Raw genomic sequence first — 13290 nt, 5'->3', positions numbered from 1 at the left:
CATTTTCCTGACGATCGCCGCTAACGCGGCGGTATTCGGCGACACCATCATGCCATCGGCGCACCATAACGCTCACCGCAGCGAGTTTTGGCTTGCTGAATAATATCGGCACCCACCTCGTCACAAAGCCGTTGTTCTGCTGGAAAATAGTCTCGCCCCAGCAGACGGTATTTGTCGCGACCTAAACGGTGATACGGCAAGATTTCGTAACTAACCTGAGGCAGAGGTAAAACGAAATCAAGGATCGCTTGAATATCATCCCAGTTAGCATTAAACCTTGGGATCAGCGGTGTACGAACATGAATAGGTAAGTGAGGGAACGCTTGCCGTAACTGTTGTAAATTATTCAGGATGCGCCGGTTGCCACGCCGTGTGAACCGTCGATGCTGCTCGTCATTCAAACTCTTCACATCGAAATAAATGGCGTCAGTGTAATTGGCTATCTGACATAAATCAGACCAATTTCCATCACCGCAGGTTTCCAATAACGTATTGACCCGCCTTCTTCTCGCCTCCTTCAATAGCGCCAGCGTAAATGCCCCTTGCATCAACGGTTCGCCACCGCTCAGCGTTAATCCCCCACCCGAACGCCGATAAAAAATGCTATCAGACTCGACGATATCCAGAACCTGGCGCACCGACATCTGCTCGCCAAAACCATGCAAAGCCTGCGTTGGACAGTGGGTTGTGCACGCCAGACAGTTGGAACAGCGGTGGCGATCGAGGCATATCTCTCCGGTTGGTGTATAGCTAAGCGCCGCCGTCTGGCACTGGGACTCACACAAACCACAGATCGTACCGCCCAGACATTTACGAACATCAACAGCGATTTCTGGCTTGCCGCTCTGGGATTCTGGATTGCTGCACCACTCACAGCGTAGCGGGCAGCCTTTCAGAAACACCACAGTACGGATACCCACACCGTCATGCAGAGAATAACGCTGGGTATTGAATACCCAGCCCGTCAGTATTTCGGAATGAAGTAGCGATTCACTCATCGCACTTAATTCGACAGCACCGCAGTTATTTCCCCTCAACACTCACCGCCTAAAACATTTCATGCCCAGTTCGGGCGATCAGATCATCCTGTAGATCCGGTGACAGATCGGTGAAATAAGCGCTGTAACCCGCGATACGCACAATCAACCCACGATAACGTTCAGGGTCGGCTTTTGCAGCCAGCAGCGTTTCTCGGTTAATCACGTTAAACTGCACATGCCATAATTTTAGGTCGCACCAGGAACGGATTAGATCGCATAATTTACGCGTTCCTTCCTCGCCAGCAACAATCGATGGCGTGAACTTGATATTCAGCAAACGAGCCGCTCGTTCGCTAAACTGATAATTCTTGGTCTGGTAATTAGACAGCAGCACCGCCGTCGGCCCTTTTGCATCACATCCCTGCGAGGCAGAGGACCCATCAGACAGCGGCATCCAGGCTTTACGACCATTTGGTGTGGCATGTACCACTTTGCCAAACGGCACATGGGAAGTGAAAGGCACCAATCTGAGGTCAAGATGTACACCAAGCGTTTTTGAATATTTGCGGGTAAAATCCAGGCAGACTTTATCCAGGGTCTTACCAATCGCATCGGCATAAGGGTCGTTGTTACCATATTTTGGCGCACTAGCCAGCAGCGCGCGCAACACCTGATGATGCGTAAAATTATCTTCCAGCGCCTCTAACAACTGGGACATAGTGATACGCCGATCTTCGTAAACCAATTTTTTAATGGCCGCCAGCGAATCAATGACCGTTCCATAACCCATAAACTCGAAATAGCCTAAATCAATCCCGCCTTCAATCACTGGCTGGTGAATATCTTTACAGGCAGCCATCGACAAATCATGTAATGCCGATCCCAGCGGCCAGGCGAAATGTTTAGCACGCAAATCGATAATGATCTTTTGCTGGATAAACGCATGGCGGAGAAAATTATTATGCTGTTTGATGTATGCCTGCCAGAAATCGTCCCATGAGGAGAAATCGCGCGGATCGCCCGTTTCCAAACCAAGCAACTCTGTACCGTGACGCTGCATCCTACCGTTATAAAGCGTCATTTCTAACGCGGCAGGAAAGTTGATGTAAGCACAAGGGCTGGTATAAGTGTCGAGGTTTGGCATCCTGCACTCGGCACAACCTGAAACCGCATAATCATAGGCCTGAGAAAAATCGGCCCCCTTGGACAACAACAAGGGAACGACTTCTTCATCATTAATCAATTTTGGAAAGCCTGTGCCTTCTTTAATCGTCTCCGCAATATCGTGGAGGAAATGTGCGGGAGTCCGATTATGAATACGTGCTGCCAGATCGGGATAATGCAAAGGGAACTCGCGCTTAGAGCGTAGAAACAGATGGGATAAAGCATTGGTGGCATCCATCCCTTCCGGCGTCTGCCCACCGATTGTCACCGCTTCCCAGTGTGCGTAGCCCTCATTAAAAGCACCGCCTGTGGGTGAGATATACAAGTCGACGAACTGCGCCATCGCAACCCACATGCAGGACAACCACTCCAATGCCTGTTCGTCGTCCAGCACGCCCCGTTCAATATCCCGCTGATAGTAAGGAAAGAGATATTGATCCATACGACCATTGGAAATAATCGTACCGGTCTTCTGCTCCAGACGAGAAAAAAGTTGGGTAAACCACTGTGCTTGCAGCGCATCGCGGAAATCCCGCGCTGGATTTTCCGGCACCCATTCACAACGCTCGGCAATATCCAACAACTCCAACTGTCGCTGGGGATTACGTTCTTTTTCCGCTAATTCTTTGGCAAGCTGTGCATGGCGTTTAGCCCACAGTACGATCGCGTCGGCGGCGATAATAATCGCCTGTAAAAATGGCGCTTTCTCCATGCTTTCAACAGGATTAAACGGATCAAGTTCTGCCAGACGTTGCTCTGCGTCCTGCCGAATCCCTTTAAAGCCTCGCTGTAAGACCTTTTCATAATCATGCACCCATTGTATAGATGAACGAAAGGAAGAGGTTTCATTGACGATAAATCGCGAAGTCTGGCGATCTGCTGGATCGTAGGTCAGGCGCAACGTTTCTTCCGGCAATGCCTGCGATAAATGTTCATGGTACGTTTTCCCCTGCCAATAGGGGGAAATCTCGTCGTGGATTACGGCGCAGTCCCTTTCATCAATAGTAAACGGGGACTCCTGGCGTAGGGGAAGCTGGCTGATAGCGGCATCAAGAAAATCGCCATCCAACTCAGGATACAGAATACCGTAACGTCCCTGCTTCCCTGCTCGCCCGACGATCAGTTGTTGATCATCGATATAGACCGTAATGTTCTCGGCAATATGATACATCGCCTTAGCCCAGCGTAGGATCAGCATTTGCCCTTCAGTCACACGCATCGACTCGGTGAAATAGCGAGCACGCTCTACGTCAATACTGGGTCTTCCCTGCTGAATTTGTTCCAATATCGTATCGGTTCTACTCAGCTTTTTATTCCGCGGTACATCACCGTTTTGCAGAAGACGAGACTCCTGCGGACTCAACACCGTTGCGCTCTGGCTCATTCATGCACCCCATAATATTTATTTCAAGATCAGTATCTTGATCAACACGCACCTCGTGCCGATTAAAAAATAATCCGGTCATGCCTTCCCTTGCCATAAGATGATCATCCGTGCCAAAGCCGACCGTAATCACGTCTATAGAGAGCCATGCGTCATTGAGGTGGAATCCATACCGCTTGCTTGATATCCAGCTTTTTCGGAATCAATTTCAGGCCAACAAAGGTATCGGCGATACGCTGCTGGCTGGCAATCGCTTCAGGCGAAATAAACTGTGCATCATAGCCCTGCCTCTCAACGGCAAGCTGGGCGATATTGGCCGGAAGCCCTAACAAGGGGGCGATCTGACGGGCAACCTCTTCCGGAGAATCGACGGCTTTCTTGCCAATCAGACGAACCTCCTCGATTAGCGCAGTGATGATATGTGGATGCTTGTCAGCAAAATCGCGCCTTGCCAGATAAAACTGGTAATTATCAACAATCCCACGCCCATCGCGCAGCACCCGAGCATGGATCTGTTTTTCTGCCGCGGCACTGAAAGGATCCCAGATAACCCAGGCATCGACGCTGCCATTTTCAAATGCAGCACGCGCGTCCGCGGGGGGTAAATAAACGGGTGTAATATCGCTATATTGCAGGCCAGCTTCATACAACGCCCGTACTAATAAGTAGTGAACGTTAGAGCCTTTATTTAAGGCGACTTTTTTCCCTTTTAGCTGTGCCACTGAGTTCAGCGGCGAATCCTTAAGTACCAGGATCGCTTCCGCCGTCGGGGAAGCGGGTTCATTGGCGACATAAACCAAATTAGCATTTGCCGCCTGAGCGAATACTGGCGGTGTTTCTCCCGTGAAGCCAAAATCAATCGCACCAATATTCAGCCCTTCCAGCAGTTGAGGTCCACCGGGAAACTGTGTCCACTCCACTTTAACGCCTTGTGAACGTAACCTATTTTCCAGAGAACCTTCTTCTTTTAGTAATACTAACGTTGTCGCCGACTTTTGATATCCGATCCGTACTACATCGGCAGAATAGGCCACCGCAGGAAGTGCCAGCGACGCAATGAAAATGAAGCTGTAACGAAAAAAACCGATCATAAACACACCATAGAGTCAGAAGGAATAATGCATCCTAGCCTTTATCTAACGGTGTTATGAAATATCAGTTATTGATAAAAATATCGATTATTTGTCTAACGCGCCACGCAGCAATAATTATTAATGAGACGTTAAAAAAAACACCAAAACAAGTTAACCAAAAGAAATTAAATATAATAAAAAACCAAAATATATAGTATTCCTCCTAAATCACTCATGCTGAAACACTTTATATTTATCATATTAAAAATATGCAATAAAAAAGAAAAATATCATCTTTTACATTAGCAATAAATTTATGAAATATATTATTTTCAGGAAATACTCCGTGTATTAATCCGAAAAAATGGCTCACCGTAAGTCCTGCGAAAAAGCTAAATACCCAAACATTATCAGGTAACTCGCCATGACTAAACAACGGAAAGATCTTCGTAATATCATTAATGACAACTTCTGGCTTCCTTTTACACCAAACGGAGATTTCCGCCAGGACCCGAAATTATTTACTCAAGCTGATGGGTTTTATTATCAGGACAACATAGGGAATCGCATACTAGACGGTGTCTCTGGTTTGTTTACTTCTGCCTTAGGTCATCGTCGCCAGGAAATTGCCGATGCGGTTTATCAGCAATTTATGACTCTGGACTACAGTCCCAGCTTTTATCGCAGCCATCCTTTGGCATTTGAAACCGCGAACGAGTTGGCGAAAATTCTTCCCCCACAGCTTGACCGCCTATTTTTTGTAAATTCCGGTTCAGAAGCGATCGACAGCGCCCTGAAAGTCGCACTTGCCTACCAGCGAGCCCGTAAACAGAGTTCACGTAAGCTGTTTATATCCCGTGAACGCGCTTATCACGGCGTCAACTTTGGTGGCGTCGCATTGAGCGGGCTAACCAACAACCGTCGACAGTTCGCAGGTAGCTGGCCGCAGGTTGTTCACCTACGCCATACCTGGCTGGAGGAGAACCGTTATCAACGGGGTCAACCTGAACACGGCGACTATCTGGCAGACGATCTGCAACGTCTGATTGAATTACATGGCGCTGAAAATATCGCGGCCTGCGTGATCGAACCTATCGCGGGCTCTACTGGCGTATTGGTTCCGCCCAAAGGCTATCTTGAACGTATCCGGCTACTGTGCGATCGCTATGACATTCTGCTGATTATGGATGAAGTGATTTGCGGATTCGGACGAACCGGCAAGGCATTCGCCAGCCAAACATTTTCTATCCGCCCAGACATTATTACCCTTGCCAAGGCGCTGACCAACGGCACACAGCCTATGGCCGCTGTCGCCGTCGATCGTCGTATTTACGATCAAATTATTGACGCCGCAGGCGAACAGGAAATTGAATTTTTTCACGGTTACACCTGGAGTGCTCACCCGGCAGCCTGCGCGGCAGCACTCGCCACTTTGCGTTTGTATCAGGGAGAGAACGTTTTTGCCAACGGCGAAAAACTAACCCCTTATTTTCTTGATAAATTATTTGAACTACGAGAATTACCGATTATTAGCGATATTCGTGGATTTGGGCTGTTAGGTGGTATCGATCTGCGCCCCACAGAGAAGGTAGGGCAGCGCGGTTATCTGTTACAGAAAAAATTATTTGAACGCGGGCTACACCTAAAATCTACTGGCGACACCTTAATTGTTGCCCCAATACTGGTGTCGACCCCTGCCTATATTGACGATCTTTTCTCTATTCTCCGCGAGGTGCTCAGCGAAGAACGCATCGCCCAATGAAATAATGACAAAGCATTGAATACCGAAAACTGTATTCAAAATACCGATTGGCTTATTTCGATGAGAAAGATGAAACTAAATCACCGTTATCGTTATACGCTAATATCATATTTCCCAGCGCACGTAATGCCAGCGCCACATCTGCCGTAATAACGGACTCATCGGGATGGTGGCTGATGCCGCTACGACAGCGGACAAAGAGCATCGCTACTGGCCAACGTTCGGCGATGGCGATGGCATCATGCCCTGCGCCGCTCGGCAGCATGAGCGTTTTTCCCTGTACCTGCGTCACCGCCTCGTTTAATGCCGACTGCAACGCGGGATCGCAGCGTGTTGCTGCAATACGATAATACTCTTCGGCGCTGAACTGGCAGCCGCGCTGGTGCGCGATAGCCTGTGCCAACGTCAGGAGTTTTTGCAGCAACGCATCCAGCGGCGTATCCTCCGGCCCGCGAATATCCAGCGTCAGCTTCACTTCACCGGGGATGACGTTCGCCGCGCCCGGTAAACATTGTAGCGTGCCAAACGTTGCGACCAGATGAGGATCGCTTTCTCGCGTCACCCGTTCTGCCTGCGCCATCCAGTCAGCGGCCGCCGCCAGCGCATCCTGCCGCTGCGTCATCGGCACCGTTCCTGCGTGCCCCGCCAGACCGAGAAACATGCAGTTAAGCCGCCGCGCCCCGTTAATCGCCGTCACCACGCCCAGCGCCAGATCCTGCTGTTCCAGACACGGCCCCTGCTCAATGTGCAATTCCAGATAGGCGACGATATCACTGACCGGGCGCGCGGCCTGCACCACCTGAAGTGGATCAAGCCCCGCAATCGTCAATGCCTGCGCCACGCTGGTGCCTTCGGCATCCTCACACGCCAGCCAGTTTTCCGGCCAGGTGCCCGTCAAACCGCGACTGCCCAGCAGGGTAATGCCAAAACGCGTACCTTCCTCATCGCCAAAACCGACAATTTCCAGCGCCACGGGCAGCCGAATTCCCTGTTGATGAAATGCGCGTACCACTTCAATCGCGGTTAATACGCCCAGCATGCCGTCATAGCGTCCGGCATTGCGTACCGTATCCAGATGCGACCCCAACAGCAGCGCCGGTGCATCCGGCGTCAGTCCGTCATAGCGGCCGCAAATATTGCCCACGCTATCCTGCCAGACGTTCATCCCGGCTTCGTGCATCCACTCCCCCACCAGCCTATTGGCACGTAGGTGCTCCAGCGATAGGTAAACGCGGGTCAGTTGACCGGACGTTTCGCTAATTTCAGCCAGCGTATCGCAGCGCGACATAATCAGTTCAGCGGCAGTCTGTACAGCAAAAGGCGACATCAAAATTTTACTCATGCATGCTCCTCGTTCGCCGCATAGCTGTTCCAGGCGGCCTGCATGGCTTCGCCCTGTACGGTGCGGAAGCCAAGACGATTCAGCACCGCCTCCAGCGCCGTTAATGTTTGCATCACGCAGTCTTTGCGTGCGTTGTAACCCATAGTGCCAATGCGCCAGATTTTGCCCTGAAGCGGGCCAAACGAGGTGCCGATCTCAATCGCGAAATCCTCCAACAGCAGCTTACGTACCTGCTCGCCGTGGACACCGTCAGGAATCACCACGCCCAGTACGTTATTCATTTTGTGGCTGAGATCGCCAAAGGTTTCCAGCCCCATCCCCTGAATCCCTGCTACCAGCGCATTACCATGTAACGCATGGCGGACAATGCTGCGATCCAGCCCTTCTTCGAGGATCACTCGCGCGCACTCACGTGCAGCAAACAACATGCTTGTCGCTTCGGTATGGTGATTCAGGCGCTCCGGCCCCCAGTAATCCATCACCATGCCCAGATCGAAATAATTGGAATAGATCATCTCGTCGTCACCGTCCTGATGCGCGTCGGTTCTGATCCCTTGCTCGACGCATTTACGACGACGGATCACGGCTTCCATCTGCGGACTTAACGTGATCGGTGAGCTGCCAGACGGCCCGCCCAGACACTTCTGCAATCCAGCGGAAACGGCATCCAAACCCCATTTATCGGTTTCCAGCGGATTACCGCCAAAAGACGCCGTGGCATCGGTATAGAACAGCACGCCGTGGCGGCGGCAAATCTCGCCCAGTTCCTCCAGCGGCTGCAACATCGTGGTCGACGTATCGCCCTGCACCGTCAGCAACAGGCGCGGACGCACCGCTTTGATCGCCTCTTCGATCTGGTCAGGCGAGAACACCTCACCCCATGGCACTTCAATGATATGAACCTCGGCACGACAGCGGCGGGCAATCTCACACAGTAAATGACCAAAACGACCAAATACCGGCACCAGCACCTTATCGCCAGGGCGGATCGCCGACAGCAGGATCGCTTCGATGCCCGCACGTGAGGTACCGTCCACCAGCATCGTCCAGCGGTTTTCCGTGTGGAAAAGCTGACGATAGAGCGCCATGACCTGATTCATATAATGGGTCATCGCGGGGTCATACTGGCCAACTAACTGGCTGGCCATTGCCCGTAATACGCGCGGATCGGCATTGATCGGCCCCGGCCCCATCAGTAAACGATGAGGGGGATTAATTTGCGCGTACAGTTCGCTGCTCATGGTTATTGCTCCAGACTTTTTTTTCGACTTACACACTCGAAAAGCGTCATTACGCTTCCGATAATCCTCGAACCGAGGCGATAAACTGTTTCAGTTCGCGGGTCTGCGGGTTAGCGAACAGTGTTTTACTGTCGCCCTGCTCCCAAACCGTACCCTGATGCATAAACACCACGCGGTCGCCCACTTCACGGGCAAAATTCATTTCATGCGTAACCAGAATCAACGTCATGCCTTCTGCGGCAAGCTGTTCCAGCACCTTCAGCACTTCGCCGACTAATTCAGGATCGAGTGCCGAGGTAATTTCGTCACACAGTAGGACTTTTGGATTCATCGCCAATGCACGGGCAATGGCGACGCGCTGCTGCTGACCGCCCGACAGATTGCCGGGATAATAATGAAGGCGTTCGCCCAGCCCGACCTTGTTGAGCATCTGTTCACCTAACGCCTGACACTCCGCCGCACTTTTACCCAGCACGCGGCGCGGTGCCAACATCACATTTTCCAGCGCCGTCATGTGCGGAAACAGATTGAAATTCTGGAACACCATCCCGACCGAGCGGCTAATTTCCCGCGCCTGTGAATCCCTGTCGGTGACGGTCATCCCGCCCAGCTTGATGCTGCCATCCTGATACCCTTCCAGACCGTTCATGCAGCGCAGTAGCGTGCTTTTACCGGAGCCGCTGCGCCCGATGATCGAAATGACCTCACCGATTTCGATATCCAGATCCACGCCTTTCAGGACATGGTTCTGACCGTAATATTTTTGAACCTGATTAATGGTGATGAGCGGCATTGAATTTCTTCTCCAGATAGCGGCTGTAGTAAGAGAGCGGATAGCACATCAGGAAATAGCCTAGCGCCACCAATCCGAACACTTTAAACGGTTGATAGGTCACGTTATTCAACATGGTTCCCGCTTTGGTCAGTTCGATAAACCCGATGATCGATGCCAGCGCGGTGCCTTTAATTACCTGCACGGAGAACCCAACAGTAGGCGCGATGGCGATACGCATCGCCTGCGGCGCAATCACCCGATAGAGCGTCTGGCCGAAATCCAGCCCGAGACAGCGCGACGCTTCCCACTGCCCTTTCGGCAAGGCTTCTACGCTGCCGCACCAGATATCTACCAGAAAGGCGCTGGTAAACAGCGTCAGCGCCAGTGCCGCCGCCGTCCATGGGCTGACATCAATACCGAACAGTGCTAGCCCGAAAAATGCGAGAAACAACTGCATCAGCAGCGGTGTGCCCTGAAATAGCTCGGAATACAGATGAACAAATCGCGTCGGCCACTTACGCTTGGTCAACCGCAGCAGCATGAGCGGAAACGTCACCAGCGCACCGCCAATGAAGGCCGTCAGCGACAATAGCAGCGTCCAACGCGCCGCCAGCAGCAGGTTGCGCACAATATCCCAATCGGTAAATGTCATGATTGCTGACTCCCTAAGAAACGCCGCCCCGCCAGCAGTAAGAGTTGCCGCATCAGAACAGACAGCACGAGATAACACAGCGTGGTCGCCAGATACACTTCAAAGCTCAGAAAAGTACGGGACTGAATCAGGTTAGCGGCAAAGGTCAGTTCCTCGTAAGACACCTGCGACACCACCGACGATCCCAGCATGACGATAATGCACTGGCTGACCAGCGCCGGATAAATTCGCTGGAGCGCAGGCGGTAGGATCACACGTAGAAAAGTCTGCATCCGCGTCAGCCCCAGCACGCGAGCGGCTTCCCACTGGCCTTTCGGCGTCACCTGAATCCCTGCGCGGATAATCTCGGTGCTGTACGCGCCAAGATTAATCAACATTGCCAACAGCGCAGCCTGCCCGGCAGTCAGCTTCCAACCCAAACTCGGCAAGCCAAAGACGATAAAGAACAACTGAACCACAAACGGCGTATTGCGGATCAGCTCGACGTAGATCCCCCATAGCCGACTCAGCAGGGTAGGCTTGCCGCTACGCAAGGCCGCACCGCAGATACCGATGGCGATGCCGCCGAGGGTTGCCATTACTGTCAGCTCAATGGTGACCCACAGCCCCGCCAGCAGCTCAGGCCAGAACGGCAACAGTGCGGAAAAATTAAGCTGATAGGTCATGGCGCGCTCCTGTTACGCTTTGATGCTGGCTGGCAACGGTGCTTTCAGCCACTTTTCCGATAGGCTATTGAGCGTATCGTCTTTCAACGCCTGTTCGATCAACGCGTCGACTTTCGCTTTCAGCGCAGGCTCGTCTTTCTTCAGCCCGATGTAGCACGGCGAATCTTTCAGCATAAACTTCGCGACGGGGGCTTTAGTCGGGTTCTGCTCGGCGATAGCGGCAACCACCAGATTCCCTGTGGCGACGAATTCCACCTGTCCTGACAGATACGCCGACAGCGTGGTGTTGTTATCTTCGTAGCGCTTAATCTGTGCGGCCTTCGGCGCCGTTTCCGTCAGGACCATATCTTCTACTGCACCGCGTGTGACGCCAATACTCTTCCCTTCCAGCGCTTCTGACGAGGCTAACGCGCTGTCTTTCGGGCCGAATACCCCCAGAAAGAACGGCGCATAAGCGCGGCTGAAATCGATCACTTTTTCACGCTCGGCATTTTTACCCAGGCTGGAGATAACCAGATCGACCTTGTTGGTTTGCAGATACGGCACGCGGTTGGCGCTGGTTACCGGAACCAGTTGCAACTTTAGTTTCATCTCTTTCGCCAGATAGCGGGCGATATCGATGTCATAGCCCTGCGGTTGCAGATCGGTGCCAACCGATCCAAACGGTGGGAAATCCTGCGGCACCGCAACGCGCAGCACACCGCGCTTCTCGATATCCTGTAACTGATCGGCCATCGCGCTACTGGCCTGAACCAGTAACATTGCCGCACCCATCACCGCCAGTAACCCTTTTTTGATGCCCAGTTTATTGATCAACATCGTCTCTGCCCCCGGTTAGTGTAATTGAAACGAAAGGTTCTTTAAAAACAAATATTGAAACTATCGTTACAAATACTAAGCAAGGAGTGTGCCAGATTCCATTCGTACTCTTGGCGATGAGGAACAACGTAGAAGGTCAGAAAATTGTGCTGAAATATGGCATAGCTGTGGATATGGAATATTGGTGAACAGTTTCGGGCGTGGTTGAAGAGAGATCATTTATGCAACTCATGCACCACGCCTGAGTCTTGTGTTTTTTATGCCTTATTAGCGTAAAGAATTACGCTGAGGTGAGCATGACCGCCGGATGAGCGGCATGGACGCCGCGAAAGTCAGCGCCGCGCAGGGAGCGCGTCGCTGGCGGTCCGTATTGCGGGCATGAACGCCGAAGGTATCGCGAAGCGGCGTGATTCCGCGAAAAAAGCCTGGGTTCATAGGGCAAGCGGCGTTTGAGCTGCCCTATGTCGGGCGTGGCGTTGCGTCACAAAAATAATCCAGAGCTATCACGCCCGAAACGATCTGCATGGCTATATAACAACCGTTCGGAATGCACTATTAAAGTGCAAAAGCACCACGCTAACGCACCATCAGCGTTGTTCAAGCTCATCCAGTTCACCATAAAGATCCGCAATCTGGTGGATGCGCTGGCGTCCATCACGCAGTATTTCATGCAATAACGCATTGCTGATCACGTTCACCAGACTCATGGCGGATGAATAGCTGTCAAACGCCGATACGCTGTCCAGCGGGACACACAGCGACCAGGTTGCCAACGGCATCAGCGCACTCACCTGCGGTTCGCAGAGCAGCAGTACAGGCACGCCGCGTTTTTGCAGTTGCACCAGCAGCGGCTGAATTAGCCGTGGACGACGGCGAAAGGCCACCACAATCACGACATCCTGCGCCGTGAGATCGACCAGCTCTTCGGATAGCGTCTGCCCCGGCTGCGTCAGCAGTGTGACCTGTTGGCGAATCTGAAGCAGTTGTTGCCGCAGGTGCAGCGCGACCGGATAGCTGTTGCGTAGCCCGATCAGACACAGGCGCTGCGCCTGCTTCAGCGCCTGAATCACCGCACCAAACTGTACGGGGTCAATCTGGTTTATCCACTGCGTCAGGTTCGCCATTTCCTGTTTGTAATGCCGCGCCAGCAGCGTATTGCCCTGCACCGCATCACGGTTATCCGCCAGCGGCATCCCGCTCTGGCGCAACGTTCTTAGCTCATCGCGCATGTCACGGTAGCTGGGGTAGCCCAGTCGTTTGAACAAGCGGCTGACGGTCGCTTTCGAGACGCCGCTCAACCGCGCCAGCTCAGCGCTGTTGTAACTGATCAGATCGTCAAAGTGATCGAAGATGAAATCCGCGACGCGCTGTTCCTGCGGTGAAAGCTCGCTATAGCGATCCCGTAATCGTTCATCTATTTGCATCATCGTCTC

General features: G+C 52.2%; 11 protein-coding genes. 1 reads left to right on the top strand and 10 read right to left on the bottom strand.

Annotated elements, in window-relative coordinates; genetic code table 11:
- Window positions 1–47 precede the first annotated feature (47 nt).
- The 3 genes from A7983_RS13290 to A7983_RS13280 form a co-directional block, all read right to left on the bottom strand.
- Window positions 48–998, bottom strand: coding sequence for a glycyl-radical enzyme activating protein (locus tag A7983_RS13290; RefSeq protein WP_039477742.1), 951 nt, complete (start codon window positions 996–998; stop codon window positions 48–50).
- A gap of 49 nt (window positions 999–1047) precedes the next feature.
- On the bottom strand, window positions 1048–3528 hold the full coding sequence (gene hpsG / locus A7983_RS13285) for a (2S)-3-sulfopropanediol dehydratase (RefSeq protein WP_005975687.1): 2481 nt from the start codon (window positions 3526–3528) through the stop codon (window positions 1048–1050).
- 152 nt (window positions 3529–3680) lie between these two features.
- On the bottom strand, window positions 3681–4619 hold the full coding sequence (locus A7983_RS13280) for a sulfonate ABC transporter substrate-binding protein (protein ID WP_005975685.1): 939 nt from the start codon (window positions 4617–4619) through the stop codon (window positions 3681–3683).
- Between the two features lie 406 nt (window positions 4620–5025).
- Here A7983_RS13280 and A7983_RS13275 point away from each other — a divergent pair, with 406 nt between their 5' ends.
- On the top strand, window positions 5026–6363 hold the full coding sequence (locus A7983_RS13275; RefSeq protein ID WP_005975683.1) for an aminotransferase class III-fold pyridoxal phosphate-dependent enzyme: 1338 nt from the start codon (window positions 5026–5028) through the stop codon (window positions 6361–6363).
- A gap of 52 nt (window positions 6364–6415) precedes the next feature.
- Here the strand turns inward: A7983_RS13275 and hpxK are convergent, their stop codons facing one another.
- From hpxK to A7983_RS13240, 7 genes are all read right to left on the bottom strand, one after another.
- The gene (hpxK, locus tag A7983_RS13270) at window positions 6416–7705 is read right to left on the bottom strand and encodes an allantoate amidohydrolase (protein WP_005975681.1); all 1290 of its coding nucleotides are present in this window, start codon (window positions 7703–7705) and stop codon (window positions 6416–6418) included.
- Window positions 7702–8946, bottom strand: a complete 1245-nt coding sequence (locus tag A7983_RS13265) for a pyridoxal-phosphate-dependent aminotransferase family protein (RefSeq protein ID WP_005975679.1) — start codon at window positions 8944–8946, stop codon at window positions 7702–7704. Before A7983_RS13265 ends, hpxK begins: the two co-directional genes overlap by 4 nt.
- Window positions 8947–8995: 49 nt before the next feature.
- Entirely contained in the window at window positions 8996–9739 is a 744-nt protein-coding gene (locus A7983_RS13260; RefSeq protein ID WP_005975677.1) for an amino acid ABC transporter ATP-binding protein, read from the bottom strand.
- Window positions 9720–10373: an amino acid ABC transporter permease gene (locus A7983_RS13255; RefSeq protein WP_005975675.1), complete on the bottom strand. Its 654-nt coding sequence runs from the start codon at window positions 10371–10373 to the stop codon at window positions 9720–9722. The genes A7983_RS13260 and A7983_RS13255 overlap by 20 nt, the downstream gene beginning before the upstream one ends.
- A complete protein-coding gene (locus tag A7983_RS13250; protein ID WP_005975673.1) occupies window positions 10370–11038 on the bottom strand; it encodes an amino acid ABC transporter permease in 669 nt (222 codons plus the stop codon). Before A7983_RS13250 ends, A7983_RS13255 begins: the two co-directional genes overlap by 4 nt.
- A gap of 12 nt (window positions 11039–11050) precedes the next feature.
- Window positions 11051–11836 (bottom strand): transporter substrate-binding domain-containing protein, encoded by a 786-nt coding sequence (locus A7983_RS13245; protein WP_039477803.1) that lies wholly within the window; start codon window positions 11834–11836, stop codon window positions 11051–11053.
- Between the two features lie 608 nt (window positions 11837–12444).
- Window positions 12445–13284: a MurR/RpiR family transcriptional regulator gene (locus A7983_RS13240; protein ID WP_039477745.1), complete on the bottom strand. Its 840-nt coding sequence runs from the start codon at window positions 13282–13284 to the stop codon at window positions 12445–12447.
- Between the last annotated feature and the right edge of the window lie 6 nt (window positions 13285–13290).

It is taken from the genome of Pectobacterium wasabiae CFBP 3304 (genome assembly GCF_001742185.1).
Classification (GTDB): domain Bacteria; phylum Pseudomonadota; class Gammaproteobacteria; order Enterobacterales; family Enterobacteriaceae; genus Pectobacterium; species Pectobacterium wasabiae.
This window is presented reverse-complemented; position numbering and strand designations above follow the sequence as displayed.